The organism is Tardiphaga sp. OK245 (assembly GCF_900108575.1).
GTDB classification, from domain to species: domain Bacteria; phylum Pseudomonadota; class Alphaproteobacteria; order Rhizobiales; family Xanthobacteraceae; genus Tardiphaga; species Tardiphaga robiniae.
Map to the genome: position 1 here is coordinate 769,554 of NZ_FNWZ01000001.1, position 25,146 is coordinate 794,699.

Consider the following 25,146-nt stretch of genomic DNA (forward strand, 5'->3'; position numbering starts at 1 on the left):
ACGTGGCGCGGATTATTCCCGCGCCACCACCGGCATGCGCTCATACTTCGCCTGCACCGATGGCGAGACTGGCGACATCTGCAGCGACGCGCCGCGCTTGTCAGCGCCGCGACCAGTGACCATCAGCCCATCGGCACCGGCGACGATATCACCCTTGCGCAGTGTTGGATCGTTCTCGAGTTTCACCGGCGCCAGACCGATCTGGTCCTTACCGTTACAGGTGCAACCGGCCACCAGTTCGGTGCGGTACTTGAATGCATTCGGCAGCTCGGAATAGGGCTTGCCGCTCTCGGTCGCCGCCGTGTCGATACTGCTGCCATAAACAACCTTGGTATCGCTCGCCGGACAGAAATTATTGCACGACGCTGCGCGGCTCTGACTGTCGGTGGCTGATATCGGGAAGTAACGCCCATCGCACGTGCGCACGCAAAAAGCCTGACGCCCGCCGCTTGCTGCGCGAGGGCGCTGCTCCTGCACCGGCGGACCTTCATTGACGAACGGCAGCGAGATATCCGGGCCACGACCACGCGCTATCCCGCCGAACAATGCCGAGAAGAAATCCTGTGCCTGCGCTGGGGCGGCACTGAGCATGACAATCGCCGCGACCGCGCCAAGAGCCATCCGTTGTCCTAGAAATCGGGTCATGGGGCCTCCAACGCGGCATCAAAGCAGAACGATCGACTCTCAGTAGAGCGACGACGCGGAAAGGTTCATCGCCTGACGGCCCGGAGCCTGCTGCACGCCGGCAGGGCGAACCGAGATCGATGTGACGCTGCGCGGCGCCGGAGCCGTGCGCGCCTCATAGTGTGGGGCAACCGACTTCGGCAGCACCACAACCCTGGTCCCAACGCTGACGCGACTGAAAAGGTCCTGCACATCTTCATTGGTCAGGCGGATACAACCCGACGACACGAACTTGCCGATGGTTGACGGATCATTGGTGCCATGGATGCGATAGGCGCTGGAGCCGAGATACATCGCGCGGGCACCGAGCGGATTGCCGGGGCCCCCAGCCATGAAGCGCGGCAGATAGGGCTGGCGCGCGATCATTTCCTGCGGCGGATGCCAATCCGGCCATTCCGCCTTGCGCGTGACAGTTTGCGTTCCGGACCAGGTGAATCCTTCGCGGCCAACACCGACGCCGTAGCGGATCGCGCGGTTGTTGCCGAGCACATAATAAAGCTGGGTATTGCCAGTATCGATGATCACTGTGCCCGGCGCTTCGCGGGTCATATAGTTGACTTCAGCGCGGCGCAGGCGCTCGGGGAGAGCGGCATCCATGTTCTCCCGCACCCGCGGCGCAGCCATCACATCCTCGTCCGGTGGAAACGCGCTTAACGCAGCTGGTCCATAGTTCATTACCTGCACCTGCGCCGATGCACTGGAGATGAACGGCGGAGCTACGATCAGAGCGGCTGCAACAACGAGCGCGTTTGTGAGACGCAGCGAAAGCTTGCGGTTTTCAGATGATGCCTGTGACATGTGACTGCCCCGTTTGGCGACGCGTCATCGTCGTGATGACCGCAACCAACCGCGCCGGAGCCTCACAGTTCCCTCCCTGCGGGCGTTCACCGAATGATTTGTCAACCAAGGAACCATCACGAAATCGCGACGGAACTTTTGCGGTATGGTCGTGTTGTAGAGCCCGATCGCATGTCGGCGATCTGACGCGCGAACGCGGTTTGCGCGAACAAGTGGCGGCATGTCGGGACAGCTCATGAGTGAAGTACGCGCTCTCCCCGAAAAGCCCGCCGGCACGCCGGTGCCCGAGAGCAAGATCGAGCAGCCGCCGGTGTTCCGCCGTGCCGAGGTGGTTGCTTTCACGCTGGTATCGCTGCTGGTGATCACCGTGATTACGGTGCTCTATGTCGCCAAGGCATTCTTCCTGCCAATCGTGACAGCCTTCATCATTGGCACCATGTTGTCGCCTGCAGCAAGCTTTCTCGAAAAGCGTCGCATTCCGCGATCAGTCTCGGCAGTCCTGATCGTTATCTTGGTCTGCGCCGGGCTCGCCTTCATCGTGGGGCTTATTTCATCCCCGCTGATGGAATGGACGACGCGGCTCCCCGAACTAGGTTCGCTGCTCAAGAACAAGCTGCATGTCTTCGACCGACCGCTGGCGCTCTGGCACCAGATACAGAGCATGTTCAGCAGCGCCGAAACGCTTGCGACAACAAAGTTCGAATTGCCCAAGATCGACTGGGTGCAGCCAACCGTCGAATTCCTGTCGCCAACCTTCACCGAATTCCTGCTGTTCTTCGCCACGCTGGTGCTGTTCATCGCAAGCTGGAAAGACCTGCGCCGCGCGCTGGTGATGAACTTCGCCGATCACGAATGGCGGCTGCGGACCCTGCGCATTCTCAATGCGATAGAGACCAGCCTTGGCGAATATCTGTTGATGGTCACTATGATCAATTTCGGAGTCGGCATTGCCACCGGCGTGATCTGCGCGGCCACCGGCATGCCCAACCCGGCCGGCCTCGGCGCGCTGGCAGCCACGCTCAACTTCTTCCCGATCATCGGCCCCGTAGCCATGTTCGTCATCCTGGTCGCGGTGGGCATCATTTCGTCGGAAACGATCGCAGCGGGCATGATCGCGCCGCTGCTGTTCGTCGGCCTCACCTTCATGGAAGGCCACTTCATCACGCCCACGATCATTGGACGCAAATTGCAACTCAACGCGCTGGCGGTGTTCATCGGGCTGGCGTTCTGGACCTGGCTTTGGGGCCCGATGGGCGGCTTCCTGGCGGCGCCGATCCTGATCGTCGGGCTGATCCTGAAAGAGCATTTGATGCCGATCAATTCGCCGCAGTTGCCGCCGGATTAATCCAGCTCTACTGATGGAACCTACGGTCTAACCGGGCGTTTCTGCATTGGATTTTCAGTATCAGGGGAGCTTCGCATGGCGGATATCGATGGCCTGGATGAACTCAAGAAACTGACCGACAAAGCAACCTATAGCCGCCTTCAGAAGGATCTCACCGCCGTGAAAAACGATGTTGCCGCCCTGACCGAACAGATCACCGACGCGCTTAATGCCTTTACGGGCCAAGCTACTAAACAAGCCCGCCGCGGCGTCAAGCAAGCCCGTGCCGACGCCGAAGACATGATGTCCGACATGCGGGAGCGCGGCAGCGCGGCCTATGATGCTGCGCATGACGCAGCCTATTCACTGGAGGAAACGCTGGAAGACAACATTACACAGCGGCCACTGGCCGCCGTCGGACTGGCGCTCGGCTTAGGCGTGCTGATCGGGATGGCCTGGCGCCGCTGAGCACATGCGCAGAATTGAGATGTGATGACTGGCGGTGCCCGAGGGTGCCGTCAGTTTTCTTTGTATTTTAGAGTTCGGGTTCGGGGGCTTCCATGCTGAAGAGTATCATCGACGATCTGAAGAACAGCACAGGCAACAGCCTGCGCATGACATCGCTCATGGCACTGGCGGGCTTTGCTGGTTTCGTGGCGCTGTGCTTCCTGTGTGTTGCGGCTTTCATCGCGGTGATGCAGCGCTACGGCGTCATTGAGGCCTGCCTCACCATCGCCGGCATCTTTTTGGTCATCGCGGCGATCTTCGCACAGGTCTATGCGACCAAGCAGAAGCAGGCTCGCGAGCGCGCAGCAGCCGCGGCGCGCGCAGCGGCCAGAGGTGCTGCGAATGCGCCGCTGATCGATCCGATGCTGGTGGCGACCGGCATCCAGATCGCGCGCACGCTCGGCCTCAAGAAGGTTATTCCGCTGCTAGCGCTGGCCGGCGTCGCACTCGGCTATATGGCCAATCGCAGCAGCGCTGCGGCAGATGATGATACGAATGAAACCTGCGACCCCGATGAGGTCGCCGACGATTGATTTAAATTGTCAGCGTGAAGATCAGGTCACGCAGCGACCCGGCTGCAGCATCTTTGCCATCTCGCTGAGCACACTCACAGGCGGTTCGCAGCCCACCGCCGCACGCTGCGGTTTGGCATTCATGGGGAGAGGTCGGATATTGACGGCTTCATTCTTGGTTGGAGCCACCACGGGCGCGACGCCCATCCGCAGAAGGACGGACGTATCCGACAGCCCCTGAACGCGGAACGAGAGAGTCTGGCTCTGCTCGTTCTGTGTGGTAATTAGTGATGCCCGGTCACCCTTGGCAGCCCGGTTGACGCCGCTGGATGCAGCCTTGTCTGAATCAGTCAGCGTGCCCCGCAGATCATTGCCGGAAGCATACTGGATGGCGCCGAACATGGTCGCTCCAGCGACCATTCCCAAGACCAAGCTGGATACCTTTGACATGTGAGCCTCGCCTGCGCCGCGTCGTTGCGTGGCGCTCATGATAGGAACGTGCGTCAAGGCTCTAGGTTCAAGAACGGCGATCACTTAACCGTGTGTTAAATAATTTGACGCCCGCGGGAACGCTTTTCACCCTCGCGCGTCTTCCCGGAAGCCGGTCGTCCCCTGCCCCAATTGACCGGCGACGCGGGGTGGAGCTGTGGTGATGCCAGCTGCACCCCGCATTCTTTTGAGGAATAGGTAAGGCTCTCTCACCCTTCGAAAGAATCGCGGGTAAAGGTATTTCCCTGCCCGCGACGCTCGGTTCATAGAGTTATGTGTTCGGCTTACTTCTTGCTCATCACCATTGGGCATGCACTCGCCGAGAGCGGCGAGAACGCGTCTTCGCCCTTCACCGTGGCGAGGATTCTGAACACGTCATAGCTATCGGTGACCTCGGAAGGCTTCTTGACCTCGGCGAGATACATGTCGTGGACCATCAGATTGTCCGGACGCAGCTTGCCGTTGCGCAGAAAGGCATCGTCAAACGTACGCCCCTGCAGATCCTTGACCACAGCGGCAGGATCCTTGGTATTCGCGGCCTCCACCGACTTGATGTAGTTCAGCGTCGAGGAATAGACACCGGCCTGCATCATGCTCGGCGGCTTGCCCATCTTGGCAGCGTAACGCTTGGAAAATGCACGCGTGCGGTCGTCCATATTCCAGTAGAAGCCGGACGTCACCAGCAGGCCTTGCGCGCTCTTCAATCCGACGCTTCGGATGTCATTCACGTCGATCAAGAGCGCAATCATCTTCTGATCGCCGCCCATCAAACCGAACTCTTCTGCCTGCTTGATGGCATTCTGCGTGTCGCTGCCGGCATTCGCGATGGCGATGACCTTGGCGCCCGACGACTTGGCCGTCAGAAGCTGCGAGGAGAAATCCGCCGTGTTGATTGGATGCGGCGCACGGCCAAGCGCCTTGCCGCCGCCCTTGACGGCAACTTCCGTTACGTCACGCTCGAGCGCCTGACCAAAGGCATAATCCGCAACAACGAAGAACCATGTGTCGCCACCGCGCTGAAGCATCGCCTTGCCGGCGACATTGGCCAGCGCGTAAGTATTGTAGGTCCACTGAATGAAGTTCGGCGAGCAGAACTTGCCGCTGAGATCCGCCGAACCGCCGGCCGACGTGATGAACATCTTGTTGCGGTCCTTGGCGAAGGTCTGCACGGCGATGCAAACAGACGACACCGGCACGTCGAGAATGACGTCAACGCCTTCCTGATCATACCACTGGCGCGCAATATTGCCGCCGACATCGGGCTTGTTGAGATGGTCGGCCTGGATCAGCTCGATCGTCTTACCGAGCACCTTGCCACCGCATTCGTCGATCGCGAGCTGCGCTGCCGCCACCGAGCCCTGCCCGCCATTGTCAGCGAACAGGCCTGTCATGTCGGACAGCACACCGAACTTCAGTGGAGTATCCGCAGCAGCACGAACGATCGCCGGAGAAAAAACTGCAGCGCTGACGCCAGTTGCACCGAGGCCAGCCAGGAATGTACGTCGCTTCATCAATAGTCCTCCCGTTTTTGGTTTTTTGGTATGAAAGTATCGTCGTCCTGTTGTGACGAAGATCATGGTGAGCCGGATGACGCTCCTTTGTCCGGCAGCTCGAATTCAAGCAGCGCAGAGCTGAATGATTTCCCGTGCGTATCCAACGCGAGCGATCGCACAACACCGCCACCGAGCGCGCCCGTCAGCACGAAGTTTAGCGCGCCGAGCGCCGGCAATTCATAGCGCGTGACGGTGCCGGCGATGGTGTCGCCGAAATGGTCCGCGACGCAATCGGCGGTCACATGCTCGGCCAGAAACGCGAAGTCCCCCATATCGAAAGCGATGACAGAAATGTTGGACGTGTCGCCCTTGTCGCCGCTGCGTGAATGCGCGATCTCACGGAGTTTCATGGTCAGGCCTCCATGAATGTGACTGATGACGTCACGACAGTTTCAGGCAGCAAAGCCGAAGCGACGCCGACGATTTCGCGCGCCGATTTCCAGGCCCCGCCGCCGCCGGCGGGTCCATTGGTGTAGAGCGTTTCGACCTCGTTGCCGATCTTCACGGCCTCTGCGAGCGAGTCGGTACGCCCGGCGACGCGGATGCGGACTTCATAGGGATCACGGCCTTCGGCCAGGGCGTCACCATGCAGCGCATTGACGCCGATCAGGTCGAACCGGCTCTCCGTCATCTTCACGCCGGTGAGCGTGAGGCGCTCGCGCACAATCTCAAGCGCCAGACGCCCCCGCGCCACGGCATTGGCACCAGCATAGGAGATCTCGCCCTCACCGATATAGCTGTCGAGATAGCCGACAGACGTCTTCAGCAAGCCCGTCTTCGGCGCTCCGCTTCCACCTGTGACATGGATGCGATCCGGTCCGACCTCCTCGACACGCACCTGCGAGAAATCGGCAACCACATCCGGCTGGTAATAGCGGGTCGGATCATGAATTTCGTAGAGCAACTGCTCCGCCACCGTCGCGCGCGTGATCTGGCCGCCCGAACCCGCAACCTTGGTGACGACGAGATCGCCGTCTTCGCGCACCTCGCCGATCGGGAAACCAAGCCGCGCGAGACCCTGCACGTCCTTGACGCCGGGATCGGCGAAATAGCCGCCGGTGATCTGGCCAGCACATTCCAGGAGATGGCCGACCATCGTGCCCTTACCAAGCAGGTCCCAGTCATCCATCGCCCAGCCGAACTCATGAACCAGCGGCCCGAGAAACAAGGCCGGGTCAGCCGCGCGGCCGGTGATGACGACATCGGCGCCGCCGGCAAGCGCTTCGGCGATGGGGGCTGCGCCGGTATAGGCATTGGCCGAGATCACGCGGTTGCCGAGCGCCTTGACGGAGCCGCCCTCGTCCAACGCAACGTCGGACATGCGCGCCTGATCCAGCACATCATCGCCGGTCACGGCCGCAACCTTGAGACCGGTCAGCCCTAACACTTTGGCGATCTCACGCGTTGCCTGCGCCGCCGAGACAGGATTCGCCGCGCCCATATTGGTGACGATCTTGACGCCGTTCTTTCGGCAGATGGACAGCACCGCCTTCATGCGGTCGGCAAGCAGCGGATCGAAGCCGCCGTGGGGATCCTTCAGCCGGTCCTGCTGGGCGAGCGCGATGGTGCGTTCGGCAAGGCACTCGAAGACGAGATAATCGAGGTTGCCGCTTTCGGCGAGTTCGATCGCCGGTTCGATCCGGTCCCCCGAATAGCCGGCACCGGATCCGATCCTGATGGTACGCACGAGCAGCTCTCCCTGGATCAGACTTGCCTGCAGTCACATCGCGAATAACGCGATCGCCGCATGCCCATCTCCCGATCGCTTTTTGACGGACGCGCCACAGGCCCGAGCAGGCGATCACGCGCATGTCGCTTTCGGGCATTGAAGCCAGAAGCTTCCCTCTATTCAATTGAATTAATTCTATCCCATTGATAGAAATTCTCTATGGATGTGAATCTGCGGCAGATCCGGTCTTTCGTCGTCGTCGCCCAAGCCGGCAGCTTCACCCGCGCCGCGGAGTTGCTGCATCTGGCGCAGCCGACGCTGACGGTTCAGATCAGGCGCCTCGAAGAAACCCTCGAGGTGAAACTGTTCGATCGCAACACCCGCTCCGTCGAACTGACGCGGGTCGGCCGCGAACTGCTGCCGGTGTTTCAGCGCATGATCCGCGATCTCGATGCCGTCGTCGTGGATACTCGCGATATCGCGGCCAAGCGCCGGGGCATCGTCCGGATCGCGGCGCTTCCCTCAGTCGCCGCGGGTGCCCTGCCCGAGGCCATCAAGTCGTTTCGCGAGTTGCAGCCCGGCACATCTTTCGTCCTGAAGGACGTGATCGCCAACCGCGTCCTTGACCTCGTCCGCTCAGAAGAGGTCGATCTCGGCATCATGGGCGGCAGCGTCACCGGCCACGACGTGGAAGTGCTGCTCGAAGTGCGCGACCGCATGCATGTGGTGTTTCCGGCGAAGCACCCGATCGGCGGCATCCGCAAGGTCACCATCGACGATCTGATGAAATATCCGCTGGTGCTGATGGATCCCGCGACCAGCGTCCGCGCGGTCGTCGACAGCGCCTTCCTGACCGCGGGACACGTCGCGCAGCCGACCTGCGAGGCGACCTATATGATGACGGCCATCGCCATGGTGCGCGCCGGGCTGGGCATCACCATCCTGCCAGGCTCCGCACGCGAAATCGGCGCGGAGCCGGACCTGCGCTCGCGGCAGATCGACGTCGCGGACTTCTCACGCGCCATCACAATCATCAAGAAAAACGGCCGCACCCTGCCGCCGATCAGCGAAGCCTTTGGCGATCACCTTGCCAAATCAATCGGCGCGCAGCCATTGTTCGCACGCCGATGATGCGCAATTACTTCATCGCCTCATAGACCGCGAAGCTGTAGGCACCTTCCGGCTTCTTGGTAATCACGGGATCCGAACCGCCAGACATCAGCGTCGCAACGGTGCGATCATAGTCCTTGACGTCGAGCTTGCCATTAGCATCGCCGAGCAACTTGCTGACCTCGGTCATCATGCGCTTCTGGTCTTTGGCAGTCTTGGCGCCCGTGGAGTCGCCAGCCAGGATGATCTTCACGGCTTCGTCCGGATTAGCCTTGGCATAGTCCCAGCCCTTCATCGACGCCTTCACGAACTTCGCCATCTTGGCGACGAAGGCGGGGTCCTTGAGGTTCTTGTCGAGCACCCAGAGACCATCCTCTAGCGTGGCGACGCCCTCGTCCTCATATTTGAACACGGTGAGCTGGCTCGGCTTGTAGCCGCCGTCGATCACCTGCCAATATTCGTTATAGGCCATGGTCGACACGCAATCGGCCTGCTTCTGCAGCAGCGGATCGACATTGAAGCCCTGCTTGATGATCTTGACACCCGCCGGCGAGCCATCGGTCTTGTAGCCCAGCTTCGACATCCAGGAGAGGAACGGATATTCGTTGCCGCCGTACCAGACGCCGGTAACCTTGCCCTTCAGATCGGTCGGCTTCTTGATGCCGGTTTCTGCGCGGCAGGTGAGTTCGAGCCCGGACTTCTTGAAGGTCTGCGAAATATTCACCAGCGGCACGCCCTTCTCGCGCGAGGCCAGCGCCGACGGCATCCAGTCCACCACCACATCGGCACCGCCGCCCGCGATCACTTGCGGTGGGGCGACATCGGGACCGCCCGGCTTGATCGTCACGTCGAGCCCGGCGTCCTTGTAGAAGCCCTTCTCCTTGGCGACGAAGTAGCCGGCGAACTGGGCCTGTGCGACCCATTTGAGTTGGATGGTGACCTTGTCCGCCGCTTGCGCGGAGCCAAGCGAGAGAGCCATCGCTGCGCCGAATGCCATGATCTTCTTCATGCTCAACTCCAGAATTGGCGAACCTGCCGAACTAGGTCCGCATGGATGGATGCCAAAACGTCGTCACGCGCTCGGCGAGCGCAACAAGTCCATAAAATGCCATTCCCGCGATCGCGGCCAGCGCGATCTCCGCCCACACCATATCGAGCGCCATGCGCCCGGCTTCGGTGGAAATTCGAAAGCCGATGCCTTGCGTCGGCGTGCCGAAGAATTCCGCGACGATGGCACCGATCAGGGCCAGTGTGGCATTGATCTTCAGTGCATTGAAGATGAAAGGTAGAGCAGCGGGAAGATACAACTTGATGAGAGTCTGGGCATAGCTCGCGCCGTAGGAGCGCATCAGGTCACGCTCGATATCGCCGGCAGCTTGCAGACCGGCCAACGCATTCACCAGCATCGGGAAGAATGTCACCAGCGCCACGACCGCGGCCTTCGACGGCCAGTCGAAGCCGAACCACATGACCATGATCGGCGCGACGCCAACCAGCGGCAGTGCCGAGAAGAAGTTACCCAAGGGTAGCAGCCCGCGGCCGAGAAATTCAAAGCGATGCGCGAGGATCGCCACCAGAAGCCCGGCGCCGCAGCCGATGGCATAGCCGATCAGCACACCACGGATGAAGGTCTGCACGAAATCCGCGCCCAATATCGGCAGCGACGCCATGAATTTCGTAGCGGCAGCGCTCGGCGACGGCAGCAGCACCGGCGGCACGCCGGCGCCGCGCACCACGACCTCCCAGAGATAGAACACTGCCGCACCGAACAGCAGCGGAATGGCGAGATCGATGATCTTCCGAAATGCGCTGTTGCGCGGTTTCAGCCCCGCGAGCGCGACGACGCAGATCCAAGATGCCAGCCAGACTCCGATCACGACCATCCAGAAGCCTGATGCCGCATCGCCGGCGATCAAGGGATCGCGGAGCAGCATCAGTGTCATATCCGCAGTGATGCCTGCCCCGATAAGGCCGATCACGATGGCCGGAAGACCGCGAAAGCCGGCGGCGAAACCGAACACAAGCACGATGACGCCGGTCAGCAGAAACGTCAGCGGGCGCGCCATAAGCGCGGCGACAGGCACACCCGAGAGCGGCAATGGCAGCATCAGTGTGATCAGCACGCACACCGCCGACATGATGAAGCCCAGCCGGATCTGGCGACGATTCATGCCCGCGCCCCCATCCGCTGCGCGACCTTGCGTTCGGCATAGCTCACAATCGCAATCAGGCCCGAGGCCAGCACGGCGGCGGCAACCAGCGCCGACCAGATCTGGATGGTCTGGCCGTAATAGGAGCCGGCCAACAGGCGTGCACCGATGCCGGCTTCCGCGCCGGTCGGCAATTCCGCGACGATGGCGCCGATCAGCGAAATGGTGATGGCGACCTTGAGGCTGGCAAAGAGATAGGGCACCGCCGAGGGCCAGCGCAGTTTCGACAGCACCTGCCTAGATGTCGCCGACCATGTCCGCATCAGATCCATCTGCATCGGATCGGGCGAGGTGAAGCCCTTCACCATGCCGATGGCGATGGGGAAGAAGCTCAGATAGGCCGAGATAATCGATTTCGGCAGCAGGCCCTGCAGGCCGATGGCACCGAGCACCACAATGAAGATCGGCGCCAGCGCCAATATGGGCACCATCTGCGAGCAGATGATCCACGGCATCAAGCTGCGCTCCAGCACGCGACTGTGCACGATGGCGAGCGCCAGCACGATGCCGAGCAGCGCGCCGAGCACGAAGCCGAGCAGCGTCGCCGACAGCGTCACCATGGAATGATAGACGAGGCTACGCGGCGCCGTCGGCGCATAGCCGAACACGCCGTCAATGAAAGCACCGACCACCTGATGCGGCGCCGGCAGCAGCGGCCGTTCCGCGCTCATGGTGCCTTCCAGTAATTCCGTCGTCGTGTAAGGCGCTTCCTCGCGCTCGAAGCCGCCGCGCACAAGCGACAGGTTCATCAGCACGGCGCCGATGTACCAGACGACGATCAGCACCGCGACAATGGTCACCACCGGCGCGCTACGCTTGACCAGCGGATGCGTGCGCCATGCCGCACGCGCGACCGGCATCGTATCCACCGTGCTACTCGTCATAGGAGTGCCCGGCGCGCAGGCCCGTGCGCACACGCTGCGCGATGGCCATGAATTCCGGTGTCTCGCGGATTTCCAGCGTGCGGTCGCGCCGGAAATTGCAGTCGATGATATCAGTGATACGGCCCGGCCGCGGCGACATCACCACGATCTTGGTGGAAAGAAACACCGCTTCGGGAATCGAATGCGTCACGAACAACACGGTCTTGCGGGTCTTGGCCCAGAGCTGCAGGAGCTGTTCGTTGAGATGATCGCGCACAATCTCATCCAGTGCTCCGAACGGCTCGTCCATCAGCAGCAATTCGGGATCGAACGACAGCGCCCGTGCGATGGAAACCCGCTGCTGCATGCCGCCGGAGAGCTGCCAGGGAAATTTCCGCTCGAAGCCGGTGAGATTGACCAGCTCCAGATAACGCGCTGCGCGCTGTTTCTGTTCGGTCGGCGAGAACCCCATCAATTCCAGCGGCAGCTTGAGGTTGGCCTCGATGCTGCGCCAGGGAAACAATGCGGGCGCCTGAAATACATAACCGTAATTGCGCCCGTGTCGCGCCTGCTCTGCGCTCATGCCGTTGACAGTGACGCTGCCAGAGCTTGGTTGCTGCAGATCCGCGATCACACGCAGCAGCGTGGTCTTGCCGCAGCCGGAGGGACCAATGAAGGAGACGAACTCCCCGCCACTGATTTGCAGATCGACATTGGATAGCGCTTCGACCGTGCCGTCGGCCGTATCGAAAGTGAGCGACACCTTGCTGACATCGACCGCAACGGGGCGTGTCACTGTGGATTGATAGATATGAGGTTCAGCGTCGGCAGTTGAGTTCATGCGCACCGGTTCGACCAGAAGGGTCACGCAGCCCCGCCAGCCCGTCAAAGCCTATGAGCCCTGCGGGACGTGGCAATTTGCCGCTTATCGAGGGATGATATCGGCATTGATCGCTGCATCAACACAATACTGTCTGCCCCCTCCTTCTGCCCGCTGATAGTTTGCGCAAGCGAAGAGGACTTATTGAGCAGGTATCATCCGGCGCGCTCTGGATGGCTTCTGGCCAAACGAAAGCGGCCGGGCACATAGCCTAGCCGCTTCGATGTCGATCAATACCAGCGAGATCAGGACGCCCGAAGTTAGGGCGCCTTGAAATCAGGATGCCTTGGCTGTCTTGTTTTTTGAGTTGCGCTGGAAGAACAGCGCCTGGCTGGCGACGGCCGAGACCATCGCGGGCTGGAACGGCTTCGAGATCAGGAAGGCCGGCTCCGGACGTTCGCCAGTCAGGAAACGCTCCGGATATGCGGTGATGAAAACTACCGGCACTTCGAAGATGCGCAGCAACTCGTTCACCGCATCGAGACCCGAGCTGCCATCGGCGAGCTGGATATCGGCGAGGATTAGGCCGGGCTTCTTGTTCTTTGCGAGCGCAACCGCATCTGCATGGGTGCGTGCAACGCCGATGACGTTATGACCGAGATTCTTCACGAGGCTTTCGAGATCCATCGCGATGAAGGTCTCGTCCTCGATGATGAGAACGTCGGTGGCGATTTCGGCGGCCATTTCTCGGCCGGCCGTATCGGCCAGCGTACGCACTTCCGCCACATCAGCATCGAGTACGAAGGCGACTTCCTCTTCCGAGAAGCCTTCGAGCGACAGCAACAGGAAGGCCTGTCGTGGCAGCGGAGTGATGTTGGAAATGCGCTTCTCGGAGGCGGCCTGCAGCGGCGCGACGTCCGGATTGTCGTTCAAGGCGACAGAGTTCCAAATCTGGGTGAACAGACGAAACAAGCCGGCACGGGCCCCGTGTTGCTCGTCGAGCAACGACTGGTCCTGCAGCAACGCTTCCAGCATGGCGCCTACATAGGCATCGCCTGAGGCCTGGTTACCTGTGAGGGCGCGGGCATAGCGCCGCAACAGCGGCAAGTGTTCAGCTACGAGCTGTGATCGGGACATCCCCACTCCATCCTGTCTGGTCAAAGACGACTCTACGTCAAAGTCGAAGGGGTATTCGGATACAATCCGGCTCCCTCGTTGTGCATGTTTACGCCCCAGCCAGACAAAAGTTCCATCGGGTCGGAACTTTCGGCCACGCTCCGCATTAGATCGCCGACAGACGCCGCAAAGGCTTCAAAAATCAAGAAAATTTCTCAAATTCCAGGGACATGTCTTCTGGGGAATGTGGAACGGGTCATGAAAGATGTGAAGCCAAAGGGCGGATTAAACGCCGAAATCCAGTCACGGATCGGGCATCAGTTGCGCGCCATGTACGACGATGTCGTGCGACAGGGCGTGCCGGACCGATTTGCGGAGCTGATCCGCAAGCTGGACGGGGCTGAGGCTCAAGCCCAGATCGCTGGCGATCCCGGCAAAAATGAAGGAGGGGAATAATGCCTCTCACAGACTCACTCCGCGACGACATTCTGGCGTCGGTGCCTAGCCTGCGCGCCTTCGCGATCTCGCTCTCCGGCAACGGCGACCGGGCAGATGACCTCGTTCAGGAAACGCTGTTGCGCGCTCTCGCCAATATCGACTCCTTCCAGGTCGGCTCGAATCTCCCTGCGTGGTTGTTCACCATTCTGCGCAACCTGTTCCGGTCGGACTATCGCAAGCGGCGACGGGAAGTCGAGGATGCGGACGGCAGCTATGCCAAGACTCTGAAGACCCAGCCGGCACAAAACGCCCATCTGGAATTTGAGGAGTTTCGCGCGGCGCTTGAGAAGCTTCCGCAGGATCAGCGCGAAGCGCTTATTCTCGTCGGCGCATCGGGCTTCTCCTATGAGGACGCGGCCACGATCTGCGGCTGCGCCGTCGGCACCATCAAGAGCCGCGTCAACCGCGCGCGTTCGAAGCTCAGCGCTCTTCTCTATGTGGATGGCGCGGAAGACTTCGGCCCGGACGATACCGTCCGCGCAGTGATCGGCGGATCGGGCGGTTAGTTCGATCCGACAATTGAGGCAAGACAAGCGGTCACTTCGGTGGCCGCTTTTTTGTGCGAGTTGGTATGAGCGTATCAGCAGCGCGCCGACTTCTTCCGCAATCGGGGCGAAGGAACCGCCACCATCTTTCCGCCACACAGAAAGTGCCCCTCGCGCTCACATCGCCGGGGATTTTTGTTGATGCACATGCCATTAACGCCTCGCGACTGCTGTACGAGGACCAACCCGGGATGCCTGCCTTTCGACCACGAACAATCTCGCTTGCCGCCGCACTGAGCATCGCCTGCGCCGGCCATGCCCTCGCGCAGAAGCGATACGATCCCGGCGCATCCGACACCGAGATCAAGATCGGCAACATCATGCCCTATAGCGGGCCGGCTTCGGCCTATGGCATCGCGGGCATCATCGAGGCCGCTTATTTCCGGATGATCAACGATCAGGGCGGCATCAACGGCCGCAAGATCAATTTCATCAGCTATGACGATGCCTACAATCCGGCCAAGGCCGTCGAGCAGGCCCGCAAGCTGGTGGAATCGGACGAGGTGCTCGTGGTGTTTAACCCACTCGGCACACCGTCCAATGCGGCGATCCAAAAATATCTCAACATCAAGAAAGTGCCGCAACTGTTCGTCGCCGCCGGCGCGACCTATTTCGGCAATCACAAGGCTTTCCCGTGGACCATGGCGTGGCAGCCGCCCTATGAGAGCGAGGGCCGCATCTATGCGAAATATCTGCTGAACGAAAAGCCCGACGCGAAGATCGCGATGCTCTATCAGAACGACGACCTCGGCAAGGACGTGCTGAAGGGCCTGAAAGATGGTCTCGGCGACAAAGCTGGAGGCATGCTGATCGCCGCCGAAAGCTATGAGGTCACCGAGCCGACCATCGATAGCCACATCATCAATCTGAAAGCCTCTGGCGCCGATACGTTCATCAGCGTCACGACACCCAAGTCGGCGGTCCAGAGTATCCGCAAGGTCTCCGAACTCGGCTGGAAGCCGCTCTACATCCAGGGCTATGCCAGCGCATCGATCAGTTCCGTGCTGAAACCGGCGGGACAGGAGATTTCGCAAGGCATCCTGTCGGCCTATTACGCCAAGGACGGCTCAGATCCACAATGGGACAATGACCCCGGCATGCAGCGCTTCTACGCGTTTCTCGCAAAATACGCGCCGGACGCCCGCCGCAACGACATCTCCGTGGTCTATGGCTACGGCGCAGCTCAGACCATGGTTCAGGTGCTGAAGCAGGCAGGCGACGATCTCACCCGTGCCAATGTGATGAAGCAAGCCGCCAGCCTGAAGGACTTCGCGCCGGACACGATGCTGCCGGGCGTCAAGCTCAACACGTCCGCGACTGATTTCTACCCGATCGAACAGTTGCAGATGATGCGCTTCAAGGGCGACAAATGGGAGTTATTTGGCCCTGTGATTTCGGGCGAGATCAGCCGCTGAATTATACCGGGGGACGGCATATCCATTGCCCAATAAAGCAGCCCTTCGCGGTGTCGTCGCGAGGGGCTTTTTGTTGCCGCATACACGCGAACGGTGTTCAATCCGGCCGGAGCCGCAAAGGCCCGCAAAACAAGACGAATAAAAATCAGGGAGTTCTGAAATGCCTTCGATCCGATCGCGCGCACTGGCTTTATCGGTTGCCGCGGCCCTCAGCGTCGCGGCCAGCGGCAGCGCGCTGGCCCAGAAGAAATACGACACCGGCGCCACTGACACCGAAATCACGATCGGCAACATTATGCCGTATAGCGGCCCTGCCTCGTCCTACGGACTGATCGGCAAGACCGAAACCGCCTATTTCAAAATGATCAATGACCAGGGCGGCATCAACGGCCGCAAGATCAATTTCATCAGCTACGACGACGCCTATTCGCCGCCCAAGGCGGTCGAGCAGGCCCGCAAGCTGGTCGAAAGCGACGAGGCACTGTTCATCTTCAATTCCCTCGGCACGCCGTCGAATACCGCGTTCCAGAAATACATGAATGCCAAGAAGGTGCCACAACTCTTCGTCGCCACCGGCGCCAGCAAGTGGAACGATCCGAAGCACTTCCCGTGGACGATGGGCTGGCAGCCAAGCTACGCGGTCGAAGCACAGATCTATGCAAAATACCTGATGAAGGAGAAACCGAACGCCAAGGTCGCAGTGATCTATCAGAACGACGACTTCGGCAAGGACTACCAGAAGGCGTTCAAGGAAGCGCTGGGCGCCAAGGCCGCCACGATGCTCGTTACGGAAGAGAGCTATGAGATTTCCGAGCCAACCATCGATTCCCACATCGTGAAGGTGAAGTCGCTCAATCCTGATGTTGTCGTCCATTTCGTAACGCCGAAATTCGCGGCTCAAGGCATCAAGAAGATCGGTGAACTCGGCTGGAAGCCGCTGCAGCTCGTCACCAATGTCAGCGTCTCCGTCGGAGCAGTGATGCAGCCGGCAGGCTTTGCCAATGCAGAGGGCGTCCTGTCCGCCGACTACCGCAAGGACGGCGCGGATTCGCAATGGAAAGACGATGCGGGCATGAAGAAATGGTCGGCCTTCATCGACAAATACATGCCGGGTGCCGATCGCACCGACAACAGCCTCGTCTACGGCTATGGCGCCGCACAGACCATGGTCAAGGTGCTGGAGATGTGCGGCGACAACCTGACCCGCGAGAACGTCATGAAGCAGGCGGCAAGCCTCAAGGATTTCGCGCCAGACACGCTGCTGCCGGGCATCACCATCTCCACCTCGGCCACCGACTATGCGCCGATCGCGCAGTTGCGAATGATGCGCTTCAAGGGCGACAAGTGGGAGCTGTTCGGCGACGTGATCAATGCCGACACGACTGCGCCGGACTAGTGCCGCAGCACTTTGCACTGCACCACTAGAACAACGGAGCCCCTGCGATTTGGTCGCAGGGGCTTATTCTTGTGACTGGCGCATCAGGGGTATTCAATGCGGACAGGAGTCGCAGAACTCCACCAAAGACCTGGGAAGAAATGATCACGGAGATCCATGATGCTCGCACGATCCATGCGCTTTGCAGCACTGCCTGCTGCTATGGCGCTTCTGGCCGCCAGTGTGTCCAGCGCGCTCGCGCAGAAGAAATACGACACCGGCGCCACCGATACTGAAATCAAGATCGGCAACATCATTCCTTACAGCGGCCCCGCATCTGCCTATGGAACGATCGGCAAGACCGAGACCGCCTATTTCAACATGATCAACGCACAGGGCGGCATCAACGGACGCAAGATCAACTTCATCAGTTACGATGACGCCTATTCGTCACCGAAAGCCGTGGAGCAGGTGCGAAGGCTGGTGGAGAGCGACGAGGTACTGGTGGTGTTCAACCCACTCGGCACGCCGTCCAATACCGCGATCCAGAAATATCTGAACGGCAAGAAAGTGCCGCAGCTTTTCGTCGCCACCGGCGCCACCAAATGGAACGATCCAAAGAACTTCCCCTGGACGATCGGCTGGCAACCCTCCTATCAGAGCGAAGCACAGATCTATGCGAAGTATCTTCTGAAGGAGAAGCCGAACGCAAAAATCGGCGTGCTTTACCAGAACGACGATTTCGGCAAGGACTATCTGAAGGGCTTCAAGGACGGCCTCGGCGACAAGGCAGCATCGATGATCACGATCGAGGACAGTTACGAGATCGCCGAACCGACCATTGACACCCATGTGGTGAAGCTGAAAGCTGCGAACCCCGACGTGCTGATGATCTTCACCACGCCAAAATTCGCGGCACAGACTATCAAGAAGACCGCCGAGCTTGGCTGGAAGCCGTTGCAGATTCTCGCCAATGTCAGCGTCTCCGTGGGAGCGGTGATGCAGCCTGCCGGCTTCGACAATGCGCAAGGCGTGCTGTCGGCCTCCTACACCAAGGACGGCACCGACTCCCAGTGGAAGGACGACCCCGGCATGAAGAAGTGGAACGCGTTCCTCGACAAATACATGCCGGACGCCAACAAGGCGGATTCGAGCACGGTCTATGGCTATGGTGCTGCGCAGACGCTGGTCAAGGTGCTGCAGATGTGCGGCGACGACCTGACCCGGGCGAATGTCATGAAGCAGACCGCCAGCCTGAAGGACTTTACCCCCGACACGCTACTGCCGGGCATCACCATCAATACCTCGCCCACCGATTTCGCGCCGATCTCGCAATTGCAGATGCAGCGTTTCAAGGGCGACAAGTGGGAGCGCTTCGGCGAGATCTTCAGCGCCGACGCCGTCACGCAATAACTCTGCAGCGCCTGCAGCTCTGCTGCATCAGCGAACACGAATTATACCGCTCTCGCGACCACGTCGCGGGGGCTTTTTCTTGCTGGCGATCCCGCGCGGGTGTTGAATGTCGTCAGGAGCCGCAGAGCTCCACGTCAAGAAACACGACACATCACAATTGATCAGGGAGATCAGAAATGCCCGCAATCCATCTGCGCCTGGCCGCACTTCCGGCTGCCTCTTTGGCTGGCTTGGCTTTGCTCGCCGCATCCGCCACCGGCGCGCTCGCCCAAAAAAAATACGACACCGGCGCCTCGGACACCGAAATCAAGATCGGCAACATCATGCCCTATAGCGGACCCGCCTCCGCCTATGGCGTGATCGGAAAAACCGAGGAAGCCTATTTCAAGAAGATCAATGCTGCCGGCGGCATCAACGGCCGCAAGATCAACTTCATCAGTTATGACGATGCCTATTCGCCGCCAAAGACCGTCGAGCAGGCGCGCAAGCTGGTGGAATCGGACGAAGTTCTGCTGGTGTTCAACTCGCTCGGCACACCGCCGAACTCGGCGATCCAGAAATACATGAACAGCAAGAAGGTGCCGCAACTGTTCGTGGCCACCGGCGCCACCAAGTGGAACGACCCGAAGGACTTCCCCTGGACCATGGGCTGGCAGCCCAACTACCAGAGCGAGACGCAGATCTATGCAAAATATCTTTTGAAGGAAAAGCCCGGCGCGAAGATTGCCGTCCTTTACCAGAACGATGACTACGGCAAGGACTACCTCAAGGGCCTGAAGGACGGGCTTGGCGCAAAGGCCGCTTCGATGATCGTGGTGGAGGAGAGCTACGAGACCTCCGAGCCGACCATCGACAATCACATCGTCAAGCTAAAGTCGTTGAACGCAGACGTGTTCGTCAATATCACGACGCCGAAATTTGCGGCACAGGCTATCAAGAAGGCCGCCGAGATCGGCTGGAAACCGATGCACTTCCTCAACAACGTGTCCAACTCGATCGGCAGCGTGATGAAGCCGGCCGGCTTCGAAAACTCGCAGGACATTATTTCCGCTGCGTATCTGAAGGACGTCGCGGACACCCAGTGGAACAACGACCCCGGCATGAAGGAATTTCTCGCCTTCCTCGACAAGGATTTTCCGGAAGGCAACAAGCTCGATGGATTGATCGTCACCGGTTACGGGGTCGCCCAGACGCTGGTTGAGGTTCTCAAGAAGTGCGGTGACAACCTGACCCGCGAAAACGTCATGAAGCAGGCGGCCAGCCTGAAGGACTTCCGAACCGAGGTGCTGCTGCCCGGCATCAAGATCAACACGTCTGCGACCGACTTTGCGCCGATCAGCCAGCTTCAGCTGATGCGTTTCAAGGGCGATAAATGGGAGCTGTTCGGCGAGGTCATTAGCGCTGACGTGGGTGGCTGATCGCCTTCATTCCACATAACGGAAAATACTAAGGCCCGCGTCAAAAACAGCGCGGGCCTTGTTGCGTTTCTGGTCGCTTTCCATTTGAGCCATTGTGCAATCGCGGTATGACTATCTCGCAGGCGCAAAAGAGCCTGCAGAACAAGAAAATCTCGCCTTGCAAGCAAGGGAAGGAACTCAAATGTCTGCCACGTCCGCGCGGCTGTTGTCGCTCTCGGCCGCCACCATGTTGCTCGCCATTTCCTCGACCCACGTCCTCGCCCAGAAGAAATACGACACCGGCGCCAGCGACACCGAAATCAAGCTCGGCAACATCGTGCCCTATAGCGGACCGGCCTCGGCCTATGGCGCCGTCGGCAAGGCACAGGCCGGCTATTTCAAGATGATCAACGACAAGGGCGGCATCAACGGCCGCATGATCAACTACATCTCCTACGATGACGCCTATTCGCCACCGAAGGCTGTCGAGCAGACCCGCAAGCTCGTCGAGTCCGACGAAGTGCTCTTGATGTTCTCGGCGCTCGGCACGCCGTCCAATACGGCGATCCAGAAATATCTCAACGCCAAGAAGGTGCCGCAACTGTTCCTGGCCACTGGCGCCACCAAATGGGCCGATCCGAAGAACTTCCCCTGGACCATGGGCTGGCTGCCCAGCTACCAGAGCGAAGGCCGCATCTATGCCAAGTACCTCTTGAAGGAAAAGGCCGGCGCCAAGATCGGCGTGCTCTTTCAGAATGACGACTTCGGCAAGGACTACCTGAAGGGCGTCAAGGACGGGCTTGGCGAAAAAGCATCCTCCATCGTCATCGAGGAGAGCTATGAGCTCACCGAGCCGACCGTGGATTCCCACATCGTCAAGATGAAGTCGCTTAATCCCGATGTTGTCATCATCTTCGCGACGCCGAAATTCGCTGCACAGACTATCAAGAAGATTGCCGAACTCGGCTGGAAGCCGACCATGATCGTGCCAGGCGTCAGCGTCTCGATCGGTCAGGTGCTGCGTCCCGCAGGCTTCGAGAACGCCCAGGGCTTGCTCTCCGCGCACTACTCCAAGGACGCCACCGACCCGCAGTGGAAGGACGATCCGGGCATCAAGGCCTATCGCGAATTTCTCGCCAAATACGTGCCGGACGGCAACCCGTCGGACAGCTCGCTGATGTCCGGCTACAATATCGCCGAGACCATGGCGATCCTGCTCAAGCAGTGCGGTGACGATCTCACCCGCGCCAATGTGATGAAGCAGGCGGCGAACCTGAAGGATGTCCAGCAGTCGACGCTCCTGCCGGGCGTTAAGGTCAACACCTCGCCAACCGACTTCTCGCCCATCGAGCAGATGCAGCTGATGCGTTTCGAAGGAGAGAACTGGAAACTGTTCGGCGACGTGCTGACCGGTGAACTCGGCGAAAGCGGCAAGGGCGGTTAGCTCTTACTTCCCCTCTCCCCAGCGCAGCGAAGCTACGCGCCGCGGGAGAGGGTGCCTGAGCGAAGCGAAGGCGGGAGGGGCTCCTTGCTTCTTAAGCCCCCTCTCCCGTCTCGAACCGCTCCGCGGTTCGATCCACCCTCTCCCACCAGTCGCGGCTGCGCCGCGTCCGGGGGCGAGGGGAAGCGCTTGCCGCCTCCGCGAATGAGCGGCATAACCCCGAACATGACCGACAAACGCCCCCTGCTCCGCGCAATTTTCGATGCCGCAGTTGCTGCGGCCCATCCCGATGTCATCCTCAGCGCCCACCTGCCGGCGCCGCCGAAGGGCCGCATCATCTGCCTGGCCGCCGGCAAGGGCGCCGCCGCCATGGCTGCCGCCGCGGAAAAGCACTATCTCGACACGCTGAAGCTCGATCCCGCGCGCCTCACCGGCATCGCCACCACGCGCCATGGCCATGGCGTGCCGACACAGCGCATCCGTGTGGTCGAGGCCGGCCATCCCGTGCCCGATGAAGCGGGCCTCAAGGGTGCCGACGACAGCCTCAAGCTCGCAGCGGAAGCCACCGCGGACGACCTCCTGCTGGTCTTGATCTCCGGCGGCGGCTCGGCCAACTGGACCGCGCCGGTGGCGGGCATCACCTTCCAGCAGAAACAGCAACTCAACCGCGCGCTACTTCGCTCCGGTGCGGTAATCGGCGAGATCAACACCGTGCGCAAGCATCTCTCCCGCATCAAGGGCGGCCGCCTTGCCCGCGCTGGGCAGAAGGCCGAGATCGTGTCGCTGGCGATTTCCGACGTGCCGCATGACGATCCCGCCGTGATCGCATCGGGACCGACGGTGCCGGATACAACAACGCTGGCCGATGCCCGTGCCATCATCGCGAAATTCAATCTCGCCATCGATGACGCGGTACGGGCGGCGCTCAGCGATGAGGCCAATGAAAGCGTGAAGCCGGATGACGCGGCATTCGCGCGCGCACGGTTCGAGCTGATCGCACGACCGCGCGAGTCACTCGATGCCGCAATCAAGATGGCAAAAGATGCCGGCTATGAGATTGTCGATCTCGGCGCCGATCTCGAAGGCGAAGCGCGCGAGGTTGCCGCCGAGCATGCGAAGCTGGCGCTTAAGGCCAAGGCCGACGGCAAGAAGCTCGCGATCCTCTCCGGCGGCGAACTCACTGTGACCGTCACGGGCAACGGCCGCGGCGGCCCGAACCAGGAATACGCGCTGGCGCTCGCGGATGCTTTCAAGGATACCACCGGCATCGTCGCGCTCGCCGGCGACACCGACGGCGCCGATGGCGGCGCCGGCAGCGCCAGCGATCCCGCCGGCGCGGTCATCGATGCACGTACGTTCGAGGCAATGCGCGCGCAGAAGCTCGATGCGAAGGCAACGCTGGCGAATAACGACGCGACGACGTTCTTCACCGCGACAGGCGATCTGCTGCAGACCGGGCCGACGCTGACCAACGTGAATGATGTCAGGGTAATTTTAGTGGACTAACCACACACTGTCATTCCGGGGCGTGCGAGCGCCAGCTCGCGCGAACCTCAGCCACTCCGCTTGGAGTGGCGGGGAATCCCGATATGAGTGTCACATGTCGAGGTTCCAGGCTCGGTCCCGTCGCCTGCGGCGCCGGTCCCGCCCCGGAATGACGGGTATTTGGCTAAAACTCCCGTGCAATCTTCGCCATCATGCCCAGCAGCGCTTTGTGCTCGGCCGGCCCCAGCACCTCGATCAGCCGCGCTTCATGCCGCGTCGCCACCAGCTTCTTGGCGCGGGCCAGCGTGGCACGCCCCTTGTCGGTAAGCATCAGCACATGGGAGCGGCGATCGCTCGGCGAGCGCATCCGCGTCAGCAAGTCGCGACTCTCCAGAGCGTCAAGCAGCGAAACGAAATTCGGACGGAGAATGCCGAGCGTATTGGCGATTTCGGTCTGATTGCGGCCCGGGTTCTTGTCCAGCAGCAGCAGCACCGAGAACTGCGCCGGCGTCAGCTGCAGCGGCGCCATGCAGCGCAGGAAGTCTTCAAACACCTTCAACTGCGCACGTTTCAGCGAATAGCCCAGCAGTTCGGACAGTTCGCCGAGCTGCAGCGCACCGCCCTCCTCGTCGAACCCGACGGGCGCAACCTGCTTGGCTTGATCCTGGGACGTCATCTTTGAAACAGTCATCGCTCGCTTTCCGCGATACCCGGCGGCTTGAATGAAACACCCGGTCGACGTGCGACAGGCCTTGAGATTATGTTCAATAATCGTTATGAAGTATATCAAATAGACGGCGGGTTTCAACCGCCATTGTTGATCGTCCCGCGCCTGTGGTATCCGGCGCGCCAGACAGTGTGGGGGAGCGCGCGGCTTTGAATACGACGATTTTGCTGTTCCTTTTGCAGGACGGCATCACCAATGGCGCGATTTATGCGCTGCTCGGGCTGGCCCTGGTGCTGGTCTTTGCGGTTACACGCATCATCCTGATCCCCCAGGGCGAATTCATCACTTTTGGTGCGCTGACCTATGCCAGCCTCTCGGCCGGCCAGATGCCGGGCACCATCAAGCTCGCCGTCGCCATGGGCATCGTGGCCTTTGCCTTCGATCTCTTCACCTTCCGCAAGGCGCTCCATGCCAGGCGCGTACTGCGCTCGATTGCTGTCAATATCGTGTTCCCGCTGGCGATCTGGGGCGTGATGTGGGCGCTGGGTGGACGGCCGGGGAATATCGCCCTCAACATCGCCCTGTCGCTGCTGATCGTTGCCGCCATCGGCCTATATCTCTATCGCATCGCGTTCCAGCCGATCGCCCACACATCGGTTCTGGTGCTACTGATCGCGTCGGTGGGCTGCCACCTGGCGCTGCAGGGCTTCGGCCTCGTCTTCTTCGGCGCCGAAGGCCAGCGCGGTCCTGCGATCTCGTCTGACGCCATCACCATCGGCGCGCTGCGTTTCACCGGCCAGAGCATCGCTGTCTATGGCATCACCATCGCTCTGATCGTCGGGTTGTGGCTGTTCTTCGGCTACACGCTTTATGGCAAGGCGCTGCGCGCCACGGCGGTAAACCGCCTCGGTGCTCGCCTCGCCGGCATCCGCACCTCGCTGTCGGGTCAGATCGCATTCCTGCTGGCCTCCGTCATCGGCGCCATCTCGGGCATCCTGATCGTCCCGATCACCACGCTCTATTACGACACCGGCTTCCTCATCGGCCTGAAGGGCTTCGTCGCCGCGATCATCGGCGGCCTCGTCAGCTATCCGCTGACGGCTGCCGCCGCGATCCTGGTCGGCTGCGTCGAGGCATTCTCGTCCTTCTATGCGAGCAACTACAAAGAGGTCATCGTCTTCACGCTGATCCTTCCGGTTCTGGTGCTGCGCTCGCTCGCCGCACCTGAAGTCGAAGAAGAGAAGGATTAAGCGCC

Annotated in this window: 25 protein-coding genes; 13 read left to right on the forward strand and 12 right to left on the reverse strand. The window is 60.6% G+C overall.

Going from position 1 to position 25,146, the window contains the following annotated elements; translation table 11 throughout:
- Positions 1 to 12: 12 nt before the first annotated feature.
- Entirely contained in the window at positions 13 to 645 is a 633-nt protein-coding gene (locus tag BLW80_RS03475; RefSeq protein ID WP_093756822.1) for a DUF2865 domain-containing protein, read from the reverse strand.
- Positions 646 to 684: 39 nt separating this feature from the next.
- On the reverse strand, positions 685 to 1,482 hold the full coding sequence (locus tag BLW80_RS03480; RefSeq protein ID WP_093756823.1) for a L,D-transpeptidase: 798 nt from the start codon (positions 1,480 to 1,482) through the stop codon (positions 685 to 687).
- A 235-nt stretch (positions 1,483 to 1,717) separates the two neighbouring features.
- Here BLW80_RS03480 and BLW80_RS03485 point away from each other — a divergent pair, with 235 nt between their 5' ends.
- From BLW80_RS03485 to BLW80_RS03495, 3 genes are all read left to right on the forward strand, one after another.
- Positions 1,718 to 2,827: an AI-2E family transporter gene (locus tag BLW80_RS03485; RefSeq protein WP_093757328.1), complete on the forward strand. Its 1,110-nt coding sequence runs from the start codon at positions 1,718 to 1,720 to the stop codon at positions 2,825 to 2,827.
- Between the two features lie 75 nt (positions 2,828 to 2,902).
- The gene (locus BLW80_RS03490) at positions 2,903 to 3,274 is read left to right on the forward strand and encodes an ElaB/YgaM/YqjD family protein (protein WP_093756824.1); all 372 of its coding nucleotides are present in this window, start codon (positions 2,903 to 2,905) and stop codon (positions 3,272 to 3,274) included.
- 92 nt (positions 3,275 to 3,366) lie between these two features.
- The gene (locus tag BLW80_RS03495; protein ID WP_093756825.1) at positions 3,367 to 3,846 is read left to right on the forward strand and encodes a phage holin family protein; all 480 of its coding nucleotides are present in this window, start codon (positions 3,367 to 3,369) and stop codon (positions 3,844 to 3,846) included.
- A gap of 21 nt (positions 3,847 to 3,867) precedes the next feature.
- On the opposite strand, the gene BLW80_RS03500 is transcribed toward BLW80_RS03495, so the two are convergent.
- The 4 genes from BLW80_RS03500 to BLW80_RS03515 all read right to left on the reverse strand — a co-directional run bounded on the left by BLW80_RS03500 (position 3,868) and on the right by BLW80_RS03515 (position 7,554).
- Complete coding sequence (locus BLW80_RS03500) at positions 3,868 to 4,227, reverse strand: hypothetical protein (protein ID WP_244527934.1); 360 nt, start codon at positions 4,225 to 4,227, stop codon at positions 3,868 to 3,870.
- Between the two features lie 371 nt (positions 4,228 to 4,598).
- On the reverse strand, positions 4,599 to 5,825 hold the full coding sequence (locus BLW80_RS03505) for an ABC transporter substrate-binding protein (RefSeq protein ID WP_093756826.1): 1,227 nt from the start codon (positions 5,823 to 5,825) through the stop codon (positions 4,599 to 4,601).
- Positions 5,826 to 5,887: 62 nt separating this feature from the next.
- A complete protein-coding gene (locus BLW80_RS03510; protein WP_093756827.1) occupies positions 5,888 to 6,217 on the reverse strand; it encodes an AtuA-related protein in 330 nt (109 codons plus the stop codon).
- Between the two features lie 2 nt (positions 6,218 to 6,219).
- Positions 6,220 to 7,554, reverse strand: coding sequence for an acyclic terpene utilization AtuA family protein (locus tag BLW80_RS03515; RefSeq protein ID WP_093756828.1), 1,335 nt, complete (start codon positions 7,552 to 7,554; stop codon positions 6,220 to 6,222).
- Between the two features lie 201 nt (positions 7,555 to 7,755).
- On the opposite strand from BLW80_RS03515, the gene BLW80_RS03520 reads away from it, so the two are divergent.
- Positions 7,756 to 8,667, forward strand: coding sequence for a LysR family transcriptional regulator (locus BLW80_RS03520; RefSeq protein WP_093756829.1), 912 nt, complete (start codon positions 7,756 to 7,758; stop codon positions 8,665 to 8,667).
- Positions 8,668 to 8,674: 7 nt separating this feature from the next.
- On the opposite strand, the gene BLW80_RS03525 is transcribed toward BLW80_RS03520, so the two are convergent.
- The 5 genes from BLW80_RS03525 to BLW80_RS03545 all read right to left on the reverse strand — a co-directional run bounded on the left by BLW80_RS03525 (position 8,675) and on the right by BLW80_RS03545 (position 13,676).
- Positions 8,675 to 9,655, reverse strand: a complete 981-nt coding sequence (locus BLW80_RS03525; protein WP_093756830.1) for an ABC transporter substrate-binding protein — start codon at positions 9,653 to 9,655, stop codon at positions 8,675 to 8,677.
- Positions 9,656 to 9,686: 31 nt separating this feature from the next.
- On the reverse strand, positions 9,687 to 10,817 hold the full coding sequence (locus tag BLW80_RS03530; protein WP_502688582.1) for an ABC transporter permease: 1,131 nt from the start codon (positions 10,815 to 10,817) through the stop codon (positions 9,687 to 9,689).
- On the reverse strand, positions 10,814 to 11,716 hold the full coding sequence (locus BLW80_RS03535; protein ID WP_244527993.1) for an ABC transporter permease: 903 nt from the start codon (positions 11,714 to 11,716) through the stop codon (positions 10,814 to 10,816). The genes BLW80_RS03530 and BLW80_RS03535 overlap by 4 nt, the downstream gene beginning before the upstream one ends.
- 13 nt (positions 11,717 to 11,729) lie before the next feature.
- Positions 11,730 to 12,560 carry an ABC transporter ATP-binding protein gene (locus BLW80_RS03540; protein WP_093757330.1) on the reverse strand — a complete coding sequence of 277 codons (831 nt, stop codon included), beginning with the start codon at positions 12,558 to 12,560 and terminating at the stop codon, positions 11,730 to 11,732.
- Positions 12,561 to 12,875: 315 nt separating this feature from the next.
- Positions 12,876 to 13,676 (reverse strand): response regulator, encoded by an 801-nt coding sequence (locus BLW80_RS03545; RefSeq protein WP_068735059.1) that lies wholly within the window; start codon positions 13,674 to 13,676, stop codon positions 12,876 to 12,878.
- Positions 13,677 to 13,913: 237 nt separating this feature from the next.
- Here BLW80_RS03545 and BLW80_RS03550 point away from each other — a divergent pair, with 237 nt between their 5' ends.
- The 8 genes from BLW80_RS03550 to BLW80_RS03585 all read left to right on the forward strand — a co-directional run bounded on the left by BLW80_RS03550 (position 13,914) and on the right by BLW80_RS03585 (position 23,245).
- Entirely contained in the window at positions 13,914 to 14,111 is a 198-nt protein-coding gene (locus BLW80_RS03550; RefSeq protein ID WP_068735402.1) for a NepR family anti-sigma factor, read from the forward strand.
- Positions 14,111 to 14,659: a sigma-70 family RNA polymerase sigma factor gene (locus tag BLW80_RS03555; RefSeq protein ID WP_068735058.1), complete on the forward strand. Its 549-nt coding sequence runs from the start codon at positions 14,111 to 14,113 to the stop codon at positions 14,657 to 14,659. Before BLW80_RS03550 ends, BLW80_RS03555 begins: the two co-directional genes overlap by 1 nt.
- Before the next feature lie 230 nt (positions 14,660 to 14,889).
- Positions 14,890 to 16,113, forward strand: a complete 1,224-nt coding sequence (locus BLW80_RS03560; protein ID WP_093756832.1) for an ABC transporter substrate-binding protein — start codon at positions 14,890 to 14,892, stop codon at positions 16,111 to 16,113.
- Positions 16,114 to 16,273: 160 nt separating this feature from the next.
- Positions 16,274 to 17,509: an ABC transporter substrate-binding protein gene (locus BLW80_RS03565; protein ID WP_093756833.1), complete on the forward strand. Its 1,236-nt coding sequence runs from the start codon at positions 16,274 to 16,276 to the stop codon at positions 17,507 to 17,509.
- Between the two features lie 156 nt (positions 17,510 to 17,665).
- Positions 17,666 to 18,901 carry an ABC transporter substrate-binding protein gene (locus tag BLW80_RS03570; RefSeq protein ID WP_093756834.1) on the forward strand — a complete coding sequence of 412 codons (1,236 nt, stop codon included), beginning with the start codon at positions 17,666 to 17,668 and terminating at the stop codon, positions 18,899 to 18,901.
- A gap of 176 nt (positions 18,902 to 19,077) precedes the next feature.
- Complete coding sequence (locus tag BLW80_RS03575) at positions 19,078 to 20,319, forward strand: ABC transporter substrate-binding protein (RefSeq protein ID WP_093756835.1); 1,242 nt, start codon at positions 19,078 to 19,080, stop codon at positions 20,317 to 20,319.
- A 181-nt stretch (positions 20,320 to 20,500) separates the two neighbouring features.
- Positions 20,501 to 21,742, forward strand: coding sequence for an ABC transporter substrate-binding protein (locus BLW80_RS03580; protein WP_089265442.1), 1,242 nt, complete (start codon positions 20,501 to 20,503; stop codon positions 21,740 to 21,742).
- A gap of 222 nt (positions 21,743 to 21,964) precedes the next feature.
- Positions 21,965 to 23,245 carry a glycerate kinase type-2 family protein gene (locus tag BLW80_RS03585; protein WP_093756836.1) on the forward strand — a complete coding sequence of 427 codons (1,281 nt, stop codon included), beginning with the start codon at positions 21,965 to 21,967 and terminating at the stop codon, positions 23,243 to 23,245.
- Between the two features lie 163 nt (positions 23,246 to 23,408).
- On the opposite strand, the gene BLW80_RS03590 is transcribed toward BLW80_RS03585, so the two are convergent.
- A complete protein-coding gene (locus BLW80_RS03590) occupies positions 23,409 to 23,915 on the reverse strand; it encodes a MarR family winged helix-turn-helix transcriptional regulator (RefSeq protein ID WP_081421958.1) in 507 nt (168 codons plus the stop codon).
- A gap of 185 nt (positions 23,916 to 24,100) precedes the next feature.
- Between BLW80_RS03590 and BLW80_RS03595 the strand changes: the two genes are divergently transcribed.
- Positions 24,101 to 25,141 (forward strand): branched-chain amino acid ABC transporter permease, encoded by a 1,041-nt coding sequence (locus BLW80_RS03595; RefSeq protein WP_170849565.1) that lies wholly within the window; start codon positions 24,101 to 24,103, stop codon positions 25,139 to 25,141.
- Positions 25,142 to 25,146: the final 5 nt, after the last annotated feature.

What these genes read in the sequence shown, in the direction of transcription:
- BLW80_RS03480 (WP_093756823.1), bottom strand. Translation starts at nt 1,482, where the DNA reads ATGTCACAGGCATCATCTGAAAACCGCAAGCTTTCGCTGCGTCTCACA.
- BLW80_RS03555 (WP_068735058.1), top strand. Translation starts at nt 14,111, where the DNA reads ATGCCTCTCACAGACTCACTCCGCGACGACATTCTGGCGTCGGTGCCT.
- BLW80_RS03490 (WP_093756824.1), top strand. Translation starts at nt 2,903, where the DNA reads ATGGCGGATATCGATGGCCTGGATGAACTCAAGAAACTGACCGACAAA.
- BLW80_RS03540 (WP_093757330.1), bottom strand. Translation starts at nt 12,560, where the DNA reads ATGAACTCAACTGCCGACGCTGAACCTCATATCTATCAATCCACAGTG.
- BLW80_RS03525 (WP_093756830.1), bottom strand. Translation starts at nt 9,655, where the DNA reads ATGAAGAAGATCATGGCATTCGGCGCAGCGATGGCTCTCTCGCTTGGC.
- BLW80_RS03510 (WP_093756827.1), bottom strand. Translation starts at nt 6,217, where the DNA reads ATGAAACTCCGTGAGATCGCGCATTCACGCAGCGGCGACAAGGGCGAC.
- BLW80_RS03505 (WP_093756826.1), bottom strand. Translation starts at nt 5,825, where the DNA reads ATGAAGCGACGTACATTCCTGGCTGGCCTCGGTGCAACTGGCGTCAGC.
- BLW80_RS03545 (WP_068735059.1), bottom strand. Translation starts at nt 13,676, where the DNA reads ATGTCCCGATCACAGCTCGTAGCTGAACACTTGCCGCTGTTGCGGCGC.
- BLW80_RS03560 (WP_093756832.1), top strand. Translation starts at nt 14,890, where the DNA reads ATGCCTGCCTTTCGACCACGAACAATCTCGCTTGCCGCCGCACTGAGC.
- BLW80_RS03590 (WP_081421958.1), bottom strand. Translation starts at nt 23,915, where the DNA reads ATGACTGTTTCAAAGATGACGTCCCAGGATCAAGCCAAGCAGGTTGCG.
- BLW80_RS03485 (WP_093757328.1), top strand. Translation starts at nt 1,718, where the DNA reads ATGAGTGAAGTACGCGCTCTCCCCGAAAAGCCCGCCGGCACGCCGGTG.
- BLW80_RS03500 (WP_244527934.1), bottom strand. Translation starts at nt 4,227, where the DNA reads ATGTTCGGCGCCATCCAGTATGCTTCCGGCAATGATCTGCGGGGCACG.
- BLW80_RS03565 (WP_093756833.1), top strand. Translation starts at nt 16,274, where the DNA reads ATGCCTTCGATCCGATCGCGCGCACTGGCTTTATCGGTTGCCGCGGCC.
- BLW80_RS03550 (WP_068735402.1), top strand. Translation starts at nt 13,914, where the DNA reads ATGAAAGATGTGAAGCCAAAGGGCGGATTAAACGCCGAAATCCAGTCA.
- BLW80_RS03570 (WP_093756834.1), top strand. Translation starts at nt 17,666, where the DNA reads ATGATGCTCGCACGATCCATGCGCTTTGCAGCACTGCCTGCTGCTATG.
- BLW80_RS03575 (WP_093756835.1), top strand. Translation starts at nt 19,078, where the DNA reads ATGCCCGCAATCCATCTGCGCCTGGCCGCACTTCCGGCTGCCTCTTTG.
- BLW80_RS03520 (WP_093756829.1), top strand. Translation starts at nt 7,756, where the DNA reads ATGGATGTGAATCTGCGGCAGATCCGGTCTTTCGTCGTCGTCGCCCAA.
- BLW80_RS03530 (WP_502688582.1), bottom strand. Translation starts at nt 10,817, where the DNA reads ATGAATCGTCGCCAGATCCGGCTGGGCTTCATCATGTCGGCGGTGTGC.
- BLW80_RS03585 (WP_093756836.1), top strand. Translation starts at nt 21,965, where the DNA reads ATGACCGACAAACGCCCCCTGCTCCGCGCAATTTTCGATGCCGCAGTT.
- BLW80_RS03535 (WP_244527993.1), bottom strand. Translation starts at nt 11,716, where the DNA reads ATGCCGGTCGCGCGTGCGGCATGGCGCACGCATCCGCTGGTCAAGCGT.
- BLW80_RS03475 (WP_093756822.1), bottom strand. Translation starts at nt 645, where the DNA reads ATGACCCGATTTCTAGGACAACGGATGGCTCTTGGCGCGGTCGCGGCG.
- BLW80_RS03580 (WP_089265442.1), top strand. Translation starts at nt 20,501, where the DNA reads ATGTCTGCCACGTCCGCGCGGCTGTTGTCGCTCTCGGCCGCCACCATG.
- BLW80_RS03495 (WP_093756825.1), top strand. Translation starts at nt 3,367, where the DNA reads ATGCTGAAGAGTATCATCGACGATCTGAAGAACAGCACAGGCAACAGC.